The organism is Achromobacter dolens (assembly GCF_902859745.1).
In the GTDB taxonomy this organism is placed as follows: domain Bacteria; phylum Pseudomonadota; class Gammaproteobacteria; order Burkholderiales; family Burkholderiaceae_B; genus Achromobacter; species Achromobacter dolens.
This window is the reverse complement of record NZ_CADIJW010000001.1, coordinates 133,840-147,206: the sequence shown is the minus strand read 5'-3', so window position 1 is coordinate 147,206 and position 13,367 is coordinate 133,840. Positions and strand designations below refer to the sequence as shown.

The following is a 13,367-nucleotide window of genomic DNA, read 5'->3' as shown; positions in this document are numbered from 1 at the left end:
ATTTTACGATGTTGCGGCCCGGTCCTGGCCAGCGCCCGGCGAAAGCCGCCAGCGGCGGGCGGGACGGCTCCGGCCCGGCGCGGCGCCATTTTGGCGCAAACCCAAGCCAGGCAAAGGGCTTGGACGCGACACCGGCGCCCCGGGTGGTTTAAAGTGTAGGGTTGGCCGATAGCGATTTTGCCAGTTTCTGGCGGGCAACGCCGCCGCCGGCCATGGGCTCACCCTGGAGCCTGGCTCTACCCGCCTGATCGATAACCTCTCATGAACCGCCAGCTGCTGCTCGACGTTCTTCCCGCGCCAGCGCCCTCGCTGAACAATTTCATCGCCGGTCCCAACGGAGAGGCGCTGGCGGCCGTGCGCACGCTCGCTCCCGGCCGCGCGCTGTACATCTGGGGCGCGGCCGGCTGCGGCCGCAGCCACCTGCTGCGCGCGCTGACCGCGCGCCCCGACGCCGTCTACATCGAAGCGGCCAACAGCGCCAACATCCTGCGCGTGCTGGCCGAGGCCGACTCCAAGTCGCCCATGCCCAAGTTCGTGGCGGTGGACGACGTGCACCTCATGGACGAGCACCGCCAGGCGGGCCTCTTTGCCCTGTACAACCGCTGGCGCGAATCGGCCGCCACCGGCCGCGCCTTCGCGCTGGCCGTGGCGGGCGACCGCTCGACGCTGTCGATGCCGCTGCGCGAAGACCTGCGCACCCGGCTGGGCTGGGACCTGGTGTTCCGCCTCGACCCGCTGTCAGACGCCGACAAGCTGGCGGCGCTGGCGGCCCAGGCGGCCGAACGCGGCCTGCACCTGGCGCCCGAAATCATCAACTGGATGTTGACGCACCACGAGCGCGACATCCGCAAGCTGGCGGCCTTGCTGGACGCGCTGGACCGATACTCGCTGGCCACCGGCCGTCCCATCACCCTGCCCCTGCTGCGCGCCATGCTCGCAGACCCGGATTCACAACGCACATGACCTCCCGACGTCTCGCCCTGTTCGACCTGGATCACACCCTGTTGCCGCTGGACAGCGACTACCAATGGGCCGACTACCTGGCGCGCACCGGCCGCGCCGGCGATCCGGACGAGGCCCGTCGCCAGAACGACGACCTGATGGACCGCTACAACCGCGGCGAACTCACCGCCGAACAGGCCGCCGAGTTCATGCTGGGCCTGCTGGCGGCGCACGCGCCGTTCGATCTGGCCGCCTGGCACGAGGCCTTCATGGCCGAGGTCATCCGCCCGTCGATCACCCCCGCCGCGCGCGCGCTGGTCGAATCGCACCTGGAAGCCGGCGACCTGTGCGCCGTGGTCACCGCCACCAACAGTTTCGTCACCGCCCCCATCGCCCGCGCCTTCGGCATCCCCCACCTGGTGGCCACCGACGCCGAAGTCCAGCGCGGCCGCTACACCGGCCGCATCCTCGGCACCCCCAGCTTCAAGGAAGGCAAGGTGGTGCGCGTGAACGACTGGCTGGCCGCCATGGGCCTGGGGCTTGCGGATTTCCCCGAATCGTTTTTCTATAGCGATTCGGTCAATGATGTCCCGCTGCTCGAAAAGGTGACCCGCCCGATCGCCGCCAACCCCAGCCCCACCCTGCGCGCCATCGCCCAGGAACGCGGCTGGCAAGTGATCGATCTGTTCGACCACGTCATAGATGCCAAGTCCTAAATGATCACCGAAACCATAAAAAAATTCGTCGGCCGACTGTTCGCGCCGGCAGCCCGGGGGCCTTTGCGCATCGGACGCGACAAGCACGGCATCGACCGCCGCAATGTCTCGCGCCACGCCATCAAGGTATGCGAGGTGTTGCGCCAGCATGGCTATGAAGCCTATATCGTCGGCGGCGCGGTGCGCGACCTGATCGTCGGCCTGGAACCCAAGGACTTCGACGTCGCCACCAACGCCACGCCCGAACAGATCCGCCCGCTGTTTCGCCGCGCCCGCATCATCGGCCGCCGCTTCCAACTGGTGCACGTGGTGTTCGGCCAGGAGATCATCGAAACCTCCACCTTCCGCGCCCCCGCCTCGGAAGACCAGGAAACCGACGCGCACGGCCGCATCCTGCGCGACAACGTGTTCGGCACGCACGAGGAAGACGCGGCGCGCCGCGACTTCACCATGAACGCGCTGTACTACGACCCGCACAACGAGGAAGTGATCGACTTCCACAACGGCGTGGCCGACCTGAAGAAGCGCCAGATCCGCATGATCGGCGACCCGGCCAAGCGCTACCGCGAAGATCCGGTGCGCATGCTGCGCGCGGTGCGCTTCGCCGCCAAGCTGAACGGCACGATCGACCCGGCCACGCGCCAGCCGATCCGCACCATGGCCGACCTGATCGAGAACGTGCCGGCCTCGCGCCTGTTCGACGAGATGCTCAAGCTGCTGACCTGCGGCCACGCCATGGACTGCCTGCGCCAGTTGCGCGCCGACGGCCTGCACAACGGCCTGCTGCCGCTGCTGGACGTGGTGCTGGAACAGCCGGGCGGCGAACACTTCGTGGAACTGGCGCTGGAACGCACCGACGCCCGCGTGCGCGCCGGCAAGACCATCAGCCCCAGCTTCCTGTTCGCCGCGCTGCTGTGGCAGCAGGTGGAAGTGCGCTGGAAGCAGTTGCGCGCCCAGGGCGAACACACCATCCCGGCGCTGTCGCAGGCCGCCGACTCGGTGCTCGACGAGCAGACCGAGAAGCTCGCGATCCAGCGCCGCTTCTCGTCGGACATGCGCGAGATCTGGTTCATGCAGCCGCGCTTCGAGCGCCGCATGGGCAAGACCATCTTCCGCATGATCGAACAACCGCGCTTTCGCGCCGCCTGCGACTTCCTGCAACTGCGCGCCGCCGCCGGCGAGTTCGACAGCGTGCTGGCGCAGTGGTGGATGGACCTGGCCAACGCCGACGATGCCACCCGCGCCGACATGATCGAGGAAGTCTCGCGCCTGCCGCGCGACGCCAGCGACGGCCCGGCGCCGGCCGCGCGCAAGCGCCGGCCGCGCCGTCGCCCCTCCTCGCGCGGCCCCGCCGCCGGCAATGCCAGCAGCGCCGAATAAGGCCATGGCCGCCCCCGTGCGCGCCTACATCGGGCTGGGCGCCAACCTGGGCGACAGCGCGGCAACAATACGCAGCGTGCTGGCCGAGCTGGCCGCCACCGACGGCATCATCGCGGTGACGGCCTCGCCCTTCTATCGCACGGCGCCGGTGGACGCCACCGGCCCGGACTTCGTCAACGCGGTCGCCGCGCTGGACACCACACTCGCGCCGCTGGACCTGCTGGACCGGCTGCAGGCGCTGGAATCGCGCCATGGCCGCGAGCGGCCCTACCGCAATGCGCCGCGCACCCTGGACCTGGACCTGCTGCTGTACGGCGACACCACGCTGGCGCACCAGCGCCTGATCCTGCCGCACCCCCGCATGCAGTTGCGCGCCTTCGTGCTGCGCCCGCTGCGCGACCTGGCGCCGACGCTGACGCTGGCCGGCCGCGGCCTCGACGCCTGGCTCGGCGACATCACCGACCAGCCGATCGAACGCCTGGACTGAACCGCGCCGGGCGGCGCGGTTGCCGCCGCCTTCCTGATTACCGTGAAGATCGGCCCTGCGGCCGCGTCACGCCTTGGGCGCGAACGCCAGCATGGCGCGTTCGACGTCGTCCACGCCGGGAAGCCCCGCCTCGTTGCCCAGGTGCTGGATCTTGTGCGCCGAGGCGGCGCGGGCGAAGGTGAAGTGTTCCTTCCAGGCCAGCTCGGGCCGGTTGAGGTACGACCAGACATAGGCGCCGTGGAACACGTCGCCCGCGCCGGAGGTATCGATGATGCGATCGGCCGGCACGTCCAGCGACGGCAGCGTGTCGACCGCGCCGGTTTCGTCGTACCAGAGCATGCCGCGCTCGCCCAGCGTCACCGCCCCGATGCGGCAACCTCGCTGTTTCAGCAGGTCCAGCAAGCCATGCGGCGACAGGTCCAACTGCTCGCACATGCGTTCGGCGCAGACGGCCACGTCGATGTGGCGCAGCAGTTCGTCGGTGTTCTCGCGCACGCCGCCGCCATCGAGGGAGGTCAGGATGCCGGCCTGGCGGCAGGCGCGCGCATAGTGCAGCGCGGCGTCGGGCTGGTGGCCGTCCAGATGCAGCGCGCGGTAGCCGCTGACGTCCAGGCGCGGAAAATCGTTCAGGTAGTCGGCATCGCGCGCCCGCACGATGGCGCGCTTGCCATGGTTGGGCATGATGAACGACAGCGACGAGCGCCGCACCTGGCGCCCGTGCAGCGTGACGCCGTGCGCGGCCGCCATGTCCGTATACATGTGGCCGAGCCAGTCCGGCGCCAGCGAGCAGATCAGGTCGGGCTTCGTGCCCAGCTTGCCGCAGGCGAACGCCGCGGTGACGGCATTGCCGCCGAACGACACGGCGTAGTCGCGCGCCACGCTTTTCTCGTCGCCGGTGGGCCATTCGTCGGCCAGCACGGTGACGTCGATGTAGGTATGCCCGATGAAAAGCGCTGCACTCATGAGACCGTCCGCGGAAAGATTTGCCGGATTGTAGGCCGGACACCGCCGGACGGGATCAAGCGGCGCTGGATTCGCCGGCCTGCGCCAGCACGCGGCGGGCGCGGGTGATGACGGGCGCGTCCACCATCTTGCCGTCCAGCATGAAGGTGCCGGCGGCCTTGTCGCGATGCGCGTCAACCACGCGGCGGGCCCAGGCCAGCTCGGCCGGATCGGGCGCGAAGGCGGCGTGGATCACCGGCACCTGCGCGGGATGGATGCACAGCATGCCGCCGAACCCCATCTGCTGGGCGCGCGCGGCGGCGGCGGACAGCCCGGCGTGGTCCTCGACCCCCGGGAACACGCCGTCCAGCGCCGGCGCCAGCCCGGCGGCGCGGGTCTGCAGCAGCACCTGCACGCGGGCGTGGTCCAGCACGGCTTCGGCGCCGGCGGTGTCCGGCGCCAGGCCCAGGTCCAGGCCGTAGTCGAGGCTGCCGAACGCCAGCCGCGCCACGCCGGGCGTGCCGGCGACCTCGGCGGCGTTGAGGATGCCACGCGCGGTTTCCAGGATCGGAATGACCGGCAGCCCCGCCTGCGCCACGTGGCGCACCTGCGCCAGGCTTTCGGCCTTGGGCAGCAGGATCCCGGCCACCGCGGGCTTGCCGCGGCAGGCCTTCAGGTCGTCGTCGTGCCACGAGGTGGAGGCGTCGTTGATCCGCACCCACACCCGCGCCTGCGGCTGGGTGCCGAGGAAGTCGCAGAGCGCTTCGCGGGCCGAGGCCTTGGCCAGGTGCTCGACCGCGTCTTCCAGGTCGACGATGACGGCATCGGCGCCGCTGGCCAGGGCCTTGGGGATGCGTTCGGCACGGGAGGCCGGCACGAACAGCGCGGTACGAACGACGGAATGCATCACACCACCTCCGAAGCATGGAATCGCGCCACCTGTTCGGGCGCGTATCCCAGTGATGCTAGCACCGCATCCGTGTTCTGGCCCACGGCGGGCACCGCCGCCATGCGCGGCGCGAAGGCGTTGCTGCTGGCCGGCGGCAGCAGCGCCGGCAGCGCGCCGGCCGGGCTGTCGACCTGGCTCCAGCGGTCGCGCGCCCGCAATTGCGGGTGGGCCCAGACCCCGGCCATGTCGTTGACCCGGGCGTTGGCGATCTGCGCGTCTTCCAGCCGGTCGGTGACCTGCTGCACGCTGAGGTCGGCGAAGGCCGCGACGATCAGCGCGCGCAGGGCCTCGCGGTTGGCGGTGCGCAGCGAGTTGGTGGCGAAACGCGGGTCCTCGGCCAGCTCGGCCTGGCGCAGCACCTGGGCGCAGAACACGCGCCATTCGCGTTCGTTCTGCAGGCCCAGCATGATGGTGTTGCCATCGCCGGTGGGGAACGGGCCGTAGGGATAGATCGAGGCGTGGGCCGCGCCGGCGCGCACCGGCGGCGCCGCGCCCTCGAACGCGTAGTACATCGGGAAGCCCATCCACTCGACCATGCTCTCGAGCATGGAGACGTCCAGGCGGCTGCCCAGGCCGGTCTTCTGGCGCAGCAGCAGCGCGTTGAGAATGGCGGAATAGGCGTACATGCCGGCCGAAATGTCGGCGATGGAGCAGCCGGCCTTGACCGGGTCGTCGGCGGTGCCGGTGACCGACAGGAAGCCGCTTTCGCTCTGGATCAGCAGGTCGTAGGCCTTCTTGTCCTGGTAGGGGCCGCCTTCGCCATAGCCTGAGATGTCGCAGACGATCAGGCGCGGGTGCCTGGCGTGCAGCGCCTCGAACGACAGGCCCAGGCGCGCGGCGGCGCCGGGCGCCAGGTTCTGCACCAGCACGTCGGCCTGTTGCAGCAGGCGTTCCATGATGTCGCCGGCTTCGTCGCGCTTGAGGTCCAGCGTCAGGCTTTCCTTGGAACGGTTGGTCCAGACGAAGTGCGACGACAGGCCGCGCACGCGCTCGTCATAGCCGCGGGCGAAGTCGCCCGCGCCGGGACGTTCGATCTTGATGACGCGTGCGCCCATGTCCGCGAGCTGGCGGGTGCAGAACGGGGCGGCGATGGCGTGCTCGAGGCTGACGACGGTGATGCCGTCCAGCGGGCGGGGGGCTGGCGTGCTCATGCGGTGAACCTCAGTTCGGCCTGGTGGGCCAGCGTGCCGTCCTGCTCGGCCCAGAGCCGGGCCAGACCCGGCTCGTCGATGCGGCCGGCGACCTGGAAGGGCGTGGGCGCGATCAGCGGCCGCAGGCCGCGGTACGACAGGTGCGTGGGGCGCGCGCCGGGGTGGGCGCGCAGGAAGGCGGCGACCATCTCGGTGGCGATCAGCGGGCCGTGCACCACCAGGCCCGGATAGCCTTCGGTGGCGGTGACGTAGGGATGGTCGTAATGGATGCGGTGGCCGTTGAAGGTCACGGCCGAATAGCGGAACAGCAGCACCGAGGTCGGCTCGATGGTGTCGCGCCACTGCGCCTGCGGCGCCGGCTCGGTGCCGGCGAGCTTGGGCGGCGTGGGCTGGCGGTAGACGATGTCCTGCTCTTCCAGGATGGCCACCTCGCCGTCCTGGCGGTATTCGTGGCGCACCGTCACGAACAGCAGCGCGCCGGTGCGGCCGGCCTTTTCCTTGACGTCGGCCACCACCGAAACCCGTTCGGCCGGCACGCCCACCCTAAGCGGCTGGCGGAATTCGACGCGCCCGCCGGCCCACATGCGGTTGCGGTCCTGCGCCGGCGGCAGGAAGCCGCCGCGGGCCGGGTGCCCATCCGTCCCCAAGCCATCGGCCGCGACCGTGCTGATGAAGAACGCCCATTGCCACAAGGGGGGCAAGGGGTCGCCCACGGCGGGCGCGGGGCCGCCCAGCGTGGCGGCGATGCGCGCCGCATGGCCGGGGTCCATCGCGTCCGCCTGGCGCTCGCCGCTGCCGATCCAGCCGGCCGGGTCTGTCGATGTCATGCCGATATTCCTCTGATGATTGATCTGGTGGCTAGCATCCCGCATGGCGGGGACACTGTGAATTCATTTTTCCTCAAGGCCGGCTTTGGGGCGCCTGAATCGTGCGCCCGGCGCCCGCCGCCGTAATATAGGCGCCATGCACTTCGATCTCGCCGACCTCCGCCTGTTCATCCACATCGCCGAATCCCCCAGCCTGACGCAGGCCGCCAAGCGCGCCCACCTGTCGCTGGCCGCGGTCAGCGTGCGCATCAAGGCGCTGGAGAACCAGCTCAACACCCGCCTGTTGTACCGCGACAGCCGCGGCGTGGAAATCACCCCGGCCGGCCAGCGGCTGTTGCAGCACGCGCGGGTCATCATGCGCCAGGTCGATCACCTGAAGCACGACTTCCAGGAGCAGGCCGACGGCGATGCCGGCCACATCCGCATCTTCGCCAACACCACGGCGGTCACCGAATTCATGCCGGACATCCTGGCGCGGTTCCTGGCGGGCCATCCCGGCGTCACCGTCGACCTGCAGGAACGCCTGACGCGCGACATCGTGCGCGGCGTGCTGGACGGCACCACCGACCTGGGCATCGTCGCCGGGCCGGTCGACGCGCCCGAACTGCAGACCATCCACTTCAGCACCGACCGGCTGGTGCTGGTGGTGCCCAATGGCCATCCGCTGCAGGACCAGGACAAGGTCAAGCTGGCCGACGCGGTGCGCTATCCGTTCATCACCATGCATGAGGGCTCGACCCTGGTGGCGTTCCTGCGCGACCAGCTCGAGCGCATCGGCCAGCGCCTGCCGCAACGCATCCAGCTCTACAGCTTCGATTCCATCTGCCGGATGGTGCAGGCGGGCGTCGGCGTCGGCGTGATCCCGGATTCGGCCGCGCGCCGCTACGGCGCGGAGATGAAGCTGCGCGTGGTGGAGCTGGACGAGCCCTGGGTGGTGCGCGAACGCAAGCTGCTGGTGCGCGACATCGACGCCCTGCCCGGCTGCGCGCGTGAACTGATCGAGCAGATCCGGCAGCCGGCGGCGGCCTGACGCAGGCCCTAGCGCCCCGTGAACGCCGGCGCGCGCTTCTGCGCGAAGGCGCGCATGCCCTCCAGGTAGTCGTCGGTGTAGCCCAGCTCGCGCTGCAAGGCGCATTCCAGGTCGAACTGCTGCGCCAGCGTGTTGCCGCTGGACGCATGCAGCGCCTGCTTGGTGGCGGCGTAGGCGCGCGTCGGCCCGTCCGCCAGGGTGGCGCGGACCTCGGCCAGCGTCGCGGCCAGGTCCGCATCCGGCACCACGCGCCAGATCAACCCCCAGGCCTCGGCCTGGCGCGCGCTGACGGCCTCGCCGAACAAGGCCGCGCCCATGGCGCGCGCCGAGCCCACCAGGCGCGGCAGGAACCAGGTGCCGCCGGCGTCCGGCAGCAGGCCGATCTTGCTGAAGGCCTGGACGAAGCGCGCCGACTCCACCGCGAACACCACGTCGCAGGCCAGCACCAGGCTGGCGCCAGCGCCGGCCGCCACGCCGTTCATGACGCACACCACCGGCGCCGGCAGCGCGCGCAGCCGCAGGATGAGCGGCTTGTACAGTTTTTCCAGGTTCTCGCTCAGGTCGCGGCGCGAACCGTCCTCGGCCGGCTTGCGCTCGCCCAGGTCCTGGCCGGCGCAGAAGCCGCGGCCGGCGCCGGTCAGGATCACGCCGCGCAAGCCGGCGTGCGCCTCCAGCGCGTCCAGCGCCCGCGCCAGCTCGGCGTGCATGACGGCGGTAAAGCTGTTCAGGCGCTCGGGGCGGTTGAGGGTGATGACGCCGACGCCCTGCTCCAGCGTGAACGTGATCTCGGTGTAGCGGTCATGGCTCATGCCAGTTCCTCCAGCACCGCCAGTTGCTCGGCGCTGTCGCCCAGCAGCAGGTCCACCACCGTCAGGCGCTTGAAGTAGTCGCCCACCTCCAGCTCGTCAGTCATGCCCATGCCGCCATGCAATTGCACCGCCATCTGCGCCACCAGCCGGCCCGCGCGCGCGATTTCGAGCTTGGCCGAGGCCAGCATGCGGCGGCGCTGCGCCGGGTCGGGTTCGGTCAGCGCGGCCACCGCCACGTAGGCCATCGATAGCGCCAGTTCCTTGGCCACCAGCATTTCCGCCAGGCGGTGCTGCAAGGCCTGGAACGCGGCCAGCGGCTGGCCGAACTGCTTGCGCGTCTTGAGATAGTCGACGGTGATCTCCAGCAACCGCTCCATCGCGCCCGCCGCATGGGCGCATAGCGCGGCCGTCCCCCATTGCAGCGCCTGCGCCAGGGCCGCGTCGGCCGCCTCGCCCCGCGCCAGCAGCGCATCCGCGCCAAGCGATGCCGCGTCGAAATCCAGCCGGGCGCAACGCGCGCCGTCCAGCGTCGGCGTGTCGGTGACGCGTACCCCAGTGACATCCGCCGGCACCGCCAGCAGCAGCGTGGCGCCGTCGTCGGCGCGCGCGCTCACCAACCAGGCATGGGCCGCGGCGCCATGCCACACTAGGTGCTTGGCGCCGTCCAAACGCCAGCCGTTGCCGTCGCGCGTTGCGCGGCAGCCATTCGGATCGGCCTGGTAGCGGCGTCCGGGTTCCTGGTACGCCACGCTGACCACCTGCTCGCCCGAGGCGATGGCGGGCAACCAGCGTTCACGCGCGGCGGCGTCGCAGGCGCCGATCAGGGCCGCGCCCATCACGGCGCTCGGGATCACCGGCTCGGCCACCAGCCCGCGCCCCAGTTCCAGGTGCACCGGCAGCAGGCTGGCCGGCACTTCGCCGAAGCCGCCCGCTTCCTGCGGAATGTTCAGCCCCAGCACGCCCAGCTCGGCCAGCGCGCTCCAGGCCGCCGGATCGAGCCGGCCGGCGGCCTCGCGGGCGCGGCGCCGAGGCCGGGTCCACGCCTGGTCCACCAGGCGGCGCAGGCTGTCGGCCAGCATGCGCTGTTCTTCGGTATAGAGGAAATCCATGTGTCGTGCTCCTTGCGGCGCGCGCCTGTCTTGCAATCCAGGCGGGCGTCCGGATTGGCGGATTACAGGCCCAGCACCAGGCGGGCGATGATGCCCTTCTGCACTTCGGTGGTGCCGCCGTAGATCGAGGTCTTGCGCATGTCGGCATAGCCCGCGCCCGATGCCGCGGCCATCTCCGGCCAGGGGCCGTGATACGCGGCCTCGGCCAGCATCCATTCGGGGTCGTACGGCCAGGCGTCGGGGCCGGCCACTTCCATCTGCAGCATGGCCAGGTCCTGCTGGATCTCGGAGCCGCGGATCTTCAGCACCGAGGCCTCCGGGCCGGGCGTGCCGCCATTGCTCGCCGCCACGCGCAGCAACAGCATTTCCAGCGCCATGATGTCGACCTCGATACGCGAGATGCGGTCCCGCATGCGGCTGTCGGCCAGCAGCGGCCGGCCGCGCGACGTGGCGCGGGCCGCCATGTCCTTGAGGATGCCGAGTTCGCGATGGCAATGGCCCAGGCCGGCGATACCGGTGCGTTCGTGGCCCAGCAGGTACTTGGCATACGTCCAGCCCTGGTTCTCCTCGCCCACCAGGTTGGCGACCGGCACCCGCACGTTCTCCAGCCACACTTCGTTAACATCGTGCCCGCCGTCGAGCGTGCGGATCGGACGCACGCTCACGCCCGGCGCGCGCATGTCCAGCAGCAGCATCGAGATGCCGCGCTGGGCGCGCGCCTCGGGGTCGGTGCGCGCCAGGCAGAACATCCAGTCGGCGTACTGCGCCAGCGTGGTCCAGGTCTTCTGGCCGTTGACCACGTATTCATCCCCATCGCGCACCGCGCGGGTCTTGAGCGAGGCCAGGTCCGACCCCGAACCCGGTTCGGAATAGCCCTGGCACCACCAGTCCTGCACCCGTGGAATGCGCGGCAGGAAGCGCGCCTGCTGCTCGGCGCTGGCGTACTTCATCAGCACCGGCCCGATCATGGACAGGCCGAACGGCAACAGGCGCGGCGCGCCGGCCTTGAAGCATTCCACTTCGAAGATCAGCCGTTCCAGCGCGTTCCAGCCGGTGCCGCCGTGCTCGACGGGCCAGTTCGGCGCGCCCCAGCCCTGGTCGGCCAGAATGTTGTGCCAGCGCACGTAGTCATCGCGCTCCAGCCGCTGGTGCCGGCGCACCTTGTCGCGGATGTCACGCGGCAGCCGGTCGGCGGCGAACGCGCGCACCATTTCGCGGAACCGGATCTCTTCCGGCGTCCAGGTCAGATTCATGGCCTACCTCCTTTGGCGGCTATCTAGCCATGCCGACCCGGCGCCGGACAATCTGCGGTTGCCGAAGGCGGGCTTTTGCCTCGGTGTAGGGCCATCGCGAACGGGCACTACGGGCCGGCAAAAGGCCTGCTTCAGCAATGAAGAATGGCACCTGCCGGCGCCAGCCCCGACACTGGCGGCTCATCCACCCGAAACCGTATGCCATGACCGCAACCGACCCACCCGCCACCGAAGGCGTCGAGGCGCAATACCGCCAGGCGCTCGATCAGGGACGCTTCCAGATCCAGCATTGCGACGCCTGCGACCGCGCCGTGTTCTATCCCCGCATGCTCTGCCCGCATTGCGGCGCGGACCAGTTGTCCTGGCGCACGCCGGACGGGCGCGGCACCGTCTATTCCACCACCACCGTGCGGCGCAAGCCCGAGGCGGGCGGCGACTACAACGTGGTGCTGGTCGACCTGCTCGAAGGCGTGCGCCTGATGAGCCGGGTCGAGGGCGTGGCGCCCGACGCCGTGCGCATCGGCATGGCGGTGCGGGCCCAGGTGGCCGTGACGGAAGGCCGCGGCCTGCTGGTCTTTGTTCCCAACAAGGAGGCGCAATGACGCTGAACGATCTGCGCGGCGCCGTCGCGGTGGCGGGCGTCGGCCATGCCGGCCTGGGCCAGGCCCACGGCTACACCGAAATGGAAATCCTGGTGCAGGCGGCGCAGCGCGCGGTGGCCGACGCCGGCCTGTCGATGCGCGACATCGACGGCCTCTGCACCGCCAGCGTGGCGGCGCCGATGTGGGCGATGCCGGTCATCGAGCACCTGGGCATCCGCCCCAGCTTCATCGACAGCACCATGCTGGGCGGTTCCAGCTTCGTGGCGCACCTGCTGCCGGCGCTGCACGCGCTGGCCTCGGGCCAATGCAACGCGGTGCTGGTCTGCTATGGCAGCACGCAACGCACCTCGACGCTGAGCCGCGCCGAGATCGGCCGCGTGCGCAAGCAGTTCGATCCGCAACCCTACGAGACGCCGTACGACCCGTTGAGCCCGCTGTCGTCGTATGCGCTGGCCGCGGCGCGCCACATGCACCAGTACGGCACCCGCCGCGAACACCTGGCACAGGTCGCGCTGGCCGCCAATCAATGGGCCCAGCTCAATCCCGAGGCGCAGTTGCGCGAGCCGGCCACGCTGGAACAGATCCTGGCCGCGCGCATGGTGTCCGACCCGTTGAGCGTGCGCGATTGCTGCCTGGTCACCGACGGCGCCGGCGCCTATGTGCTGGTGCGCGCCGACCGCGCCCGCGACCTGCCGCGCCCGCCGGTCTACGTGCTGGGCAACGCCACCGCCGTGTGGAACCGGCAGATCTCGTCGATGGAGGACCTGACCGTCACCGCCGCCAGCGAATCGGGCCGCCGCGCCTATGCCATGGCGGGCGTCTCGGCCCAGGACATCGACGTGGTCGAGCTGTACGACGCCTTCACTATCAACACCCTGCTGTTCCTGGAAGACCTGGGCTTCTGCGCCAAGGGCGAGAGCAAGGACTTCATCGCCGACGGCGCCATCGCGCCCGGCGGCCGGCTGCCGGTCAACACCAACGGCGGCGGCCTGTGCTGCGTGCATCCGGGCATGTACGGCGTCTTCATCATGATCGAGGCCGTGCGGCAACTGCGCGGCGAGGCCGGCGCGCGCCAGGTGGCCAACGCCGAACTGGCGCTGGTGCACGGCAACGGCGGCACGCTGTCCAGCCAGGCCACCGCCATCCTCGGCACCGCCGCCACGCTTTGAC

The 13,367-nt window shown here is 70.4% G+C and carries 14 protein-coding genes; 7 read left to right on the top strand and 7 right to left on the bottom strand.

Annotated elements, in window-relative coordinates; translation table 11 throughout:
- Nucleotides 1-261 precede the first annotated feature (261 nt).
- The 4 genes from hda to HV783_RS00600 are packed head-to-tail and all read left to right on the top strand — an operon-like array spanning nucleotide 262 to nucleotide 3,525.
- Nucleotides 262-963 (top strand): DnaA regulatory inactivator Hda, encoded by a 702-nt coding sequence (gene hda / locus HV783_RS00615; protein WP_006393057.1) that lies wholly within the window; start codon nucleotides 262-264, stop codon nucleotides 961-963.
- Entirely contained in the window at nucleotides 960-1,658 is a 699-nt protein-coding gene (locus HV783_RS00610) for an HAD family hydrolase (protein ID WP_049071542.1), read from the top strand. The genes hda and HV783_RS00610 overlap by 4 nt, the downstream gene beginning before the upstream one ends.
- Nucleotides 1,659-3,038, top strand: a complete 1,380-nt coding sequence (pcnB, locus tag HV783_RS00605; RefSeq protein ID WP_054501838.1) for a polynucleotide adenylyltransferase PcnB — start codon at nucleotides 1,659-1,661, stop codon at nucleotides 3,036-3,038.
- 4 nt (nucleotides 3,039-3,042) lie between these two features.
- Nucleotides 3,043-3,525, top strand: coding sequence for a 2-amino-4-hydroxy-6-hydroxymethyldihydropteridine diphosphokinase (locus tag HV783_RS00600; protein WP_175188494.1), 483 nt, complete (start codon nucleotides 3,043-3,045; stop codon nucleotides 3,523-3,525).
- A gap of 66 nt (nucleotides 3,526-3,591) precedes the next feature.
- Here the strand turns inward: HV783_RS00600 and HV783_RS00595 are convergent, their stop codons facing one another.
- Genes HV783_RS00595 through HV783_RS00580 form a run of 4 tightly spaced genes read right to left on the bottom strand, consistent with a single transcriptional unit; the run spans nucleotide 3,592 to nucleotide 7,394 of the window.
- Entirely contained in the window at nucleotides 3,592-4,488 is an 897-nt protein-coding gene (locus HV783_RS00595) for a sugar kinase (protein ID WP_175188492.1), read from the bottom strand.
- A gap of 55 nt (nucleotides 4,489-4,543) precedes the next feature.
- Complete coding sequence (locus HV783_RS00590) at nucleotides 4,544-5,377, bottom strand: HpcH/HpaI aldolase/citrate lyase family protein (protein WP_175188490.1); 834 nt, start codon at nucleotides 5,375-5,377, stop codon at nucleotides 4,544-4,546.
- Nucleotides 5,374-6,567: a CaiB/BaiF CoA transferase family protein gene (locus HV783_RS00585; protein WP_054501839.1), complete on the bottom strand. Its 1,194-nt coding sequence runs from the start codon at nucleotides 6,565-6,567 to the stop codon at nucleotides 5,374-5,376. Before HV783_RS00585 ends, HV783_RS00590 begins: the two co-directional genes overlap by 4 nt.
- Nucleotides 6,564-7,394, bottom strand: a complete 831-nt coding sequence (locus tag HV783_RS00580; RefSeq protein ID WP_175168175.1) for an HTD2 family dehydratase — start codon at nucleotides 7,392-7,394, stop codon at nucleotides 6,564-6,566. The genes HV783_RS00585 and HV783_RS00580 overlap by 4 nt, the downstream gene beginning before the upstream one ends.
- A 136-nt stretch (nucleotides 7,395-7,530) precedes the next feature.
- Between HV783_RS00580 and HV783_RS00575 the strand changes: the two genes are divergently transcribed.
- On the top strand, nucleotides 7,531-8,424 hold the full coding sequence (locus HV783_RS00575) for a LysR family transcriptional regulator (protein WP_006388881.1): 894 nt from the start codon (nucleotides 7,531-7,533) through the stop codon (nucleotides 8,422-8,424).
- An 8-nt stretch (nucleotides 8,425-8,432) separates the two neighbouring features.
- Here the strand turns inward: HV783_RS00575 and paaG are convergent, their stop codons facing one another.
- From paaG to HV783_RS00560, 3 genes are all read right to left on the bottom strand, one after another.
- Nucleotides 8,433-9,233 (bottom strand): 2-(1,2-epoxy-1,2-dihydrophenyl)acetyl-CoA isomerase PaaG, encoded by an 801-nt coding sequence (paaG, locus tag HV783_RS00570; RefSeq protein WP_054501841.1) that lies wholly within the window; start codon nucleotides 9,231-9,233, stop codon nucleotides 8,433-8,435.
- Complete coding sequence (locus HV783_RS00565) at nucleotides 9,230-10,342, bottom strand: acyl-CoA dehydrogenase family protein (protein WP_175188488.1); 1,113 nt, start codon at nucleotides 10,340-10,342, stop codon at nucleotides 9,230-9,232. Before HV783_RS00565 ends, paaG begins: the two co-directional genes overlap by 4 nt.
- A gap of 62 nt (nucleotides 10,343-10,404) precedes the next feature.
- On the bottom strand, nucleotides 10,405-11,595 hold the full coding sequence (locus HV783_RS00560; protein WP_175188486.1) for an acyl-CoA dehydrogenase family protein: 1,191 nt from the start codon (nucleotides 11,593-11,595) through the stop codon (nucleotides 10,405-10,407).
- A gap of 203 nt (nucleotides 11,596-11,798) precedes the next feature.
- On the opposite strand from HV783_RS00560, the gene HV783_RS00555 reads away from it, so the two are divergent.
- On the top strand, nucleotides 11,799-12,197 hold the full coding sequence (locus HV783_RS00555; RefSeq protein ID WP_054501844.1) for a Zn-ribbon domain-containing OB-fold protein: 399 nt from the start codon (nucleotides 11,799-11,801) through the stop codon (nucleotides 12,195-12,197).
- Nucleotides 12,194-13,366: a thiolase family protein gene (locus tag HV783_RS00550; RefSeq protein ID WP_054501845.1), complete on the top strand. Its 1,173-nt coding sequence runs from the start codon at nucleotides 12,194-12,196 to the stop codon at nucleotides 13,364-13,366. Before HV783_RS00555 ends, HV783_RS00550 begins: the two co-directional genes overlap by 4 nt.
- Nucleotide 13,367 lies beyond the last annotated feature (1 nt).

Excerpts from the sequence above, each read along its gene's own strand:
- HV783_RS00610 (WP_049071542.1), top strand. The coding sequence starts at position 960 with ATGACCTCCCGACGTCTCGCCCTGTTCGACCTGGATCACACCCTGTTG.
- HV783_RS00600 (WP_175188494.1), top strand. The coding sequence starts at position 3,043 with ATGGCCGCCCCCGTGCGCGCCTACATCGGGCTGGGCGCCAACCTGGGC.
- HV783_RS00555 (WP_054501844.1), top strand. The coding sequence starts at position 11,799 with ATGACCGCAACCGACCCACCCGCCACCGAAGGCGTCGAGGCGCAATAC.
- HV783_RS00585 (WP_054501839.1), bottom strand. The coding sequence starts at position 6,567 with ATGAGCACGCCAGCCCCCCGCCCGCTGGACGGCATCACCGTCGTCAGC.
- pcnB (WP_054501838.1), top strand. The coding sequence starts at position 1,659 with ATGATCACCGAAACCATAAAAAAATTCGTCGGCCGACTGTTCGCGCCG.
- paaG (WP_054501841.1), bottom strand. The coding sequence starts at position 9,233 with ATGAGCCATGACCGCTACACCGAGATCACGTTCACGCTGGAGCAGGGC.
- HV783_RS00595 (WP_175188492.1), bottom strand. The coding sequence starts at position 4,488 with ATGAGTGCAGCGCTTTTCATCGGGCATACCTACATCGACGTCACCGTG.
- HV783_RS00580 (WP_175168175.1), bottom strand. The coding sequence starts at position 7,394 with ATGACATCGACAGACCCGGCCGGCTGGATCGGCAGCGGCGAGCGCCAG.
- hda (WP_006393057.1), top strand. The coding sequence starts at position 262 with ATGAACCGCCAGCTGCTGCTCGACGTTCTTCCCGCGCCAGCGCCCTCG.
- HV783_RS00560 (WP_175188486.1), bottom strand. The coding sequence starts at position 11,595 with ATGAATCTGACCTGGACGCCGGAAGAGATCCGGTTCCGCGAAATGGTG.
- HV783_RS00575 (WP_006388881.1), top strand. The coding sequence starts at position 7,531 with ATGCACTTCGATCTCGCCGACCTCCGCCTGTTCATCCACATCGCCGAA.
- HV783_RS00565 (WP_175188488.1), bottom strand. The coding sequence starts at position 10,342 with ATGGATTTCCTCTATACCGAAGAACAGCGCATGCTGGCCGACAGCCTG.
- HV783_RS00550 (WP_054501845.1), top strand. The coding sequence starts at position 12,194 with ATGACGCTGAACGATCTGCGCGGCGCCGTCGCGGTGGCGGGCGTCGGC.